The sequence below is a fragment of the Mesorhizobium sp. M7A.F.Ca.CA.002.09.1.1 genome (assembly GCF_003998555.1).
Classification (GTDB): Bacteria; Pseudomonadota; Alphaproteobacteria; order Rhizobiales; family Rhizobiaceae; genus Mesorhizobium; species Mesorhizobium ciceri.
In genome coordinates, this window is record NZ_RZRR01001606.1 from 1 (window position 1) to 457 (window position 457).

Annotated in this window: 1 pseudogene; it reads left to right on the top strand. The window is 64.1% G+C overall.

Features of this window, described 5'->3' with window-relative positions:
• Positions 1–173: 173 nt before the first annotated feature.
• Positions 174–457 (top strand): annotated as a pseudogene (locus EN994_RS34920) (glycosyltransferase family 1 protein); the annotation flags it as partial.

Sequence of the window (457 nt, forward strand, 5' to 3'; positions counted from 1 at the left end):
AAACCATGATCAAGAGCGCGCATGAAGCGCGCGACCTCAATTGATTCGGCCTTGCCGCCTCACTTCGACCCCGTACCTGTCCGGGTGCGCTGGAGCGAAGCGAGAGCAGCAGGCTGGTCGCCGTTCCGGCATCGTCTCAAGGCAACCGTCGACCTTTCAAGCAAAGGGCCGCCATGCGCATACTGATGGTCACCGATGCCTGGCGCCCGCAGGTCAACGGCGTCGTCCACACGCTGGAGCGGCTCACCGAGACGCTGAAGTCCTTCGACGTCGCGGTGGATTTCCTGACGCCCAATATCTTTCGCACCCTGCCCTTGCCGACCTATCCCGACATCAGGCTGGCGCTGACCACGCCCGGCCATGTCGCGCGCCTGATCGACGCCGGCAAGGCCGACCACATCCACATCGTCACCGAAGGACCGCTGGGCATCATGGCGCGGCGCTATTGCCGCAATGC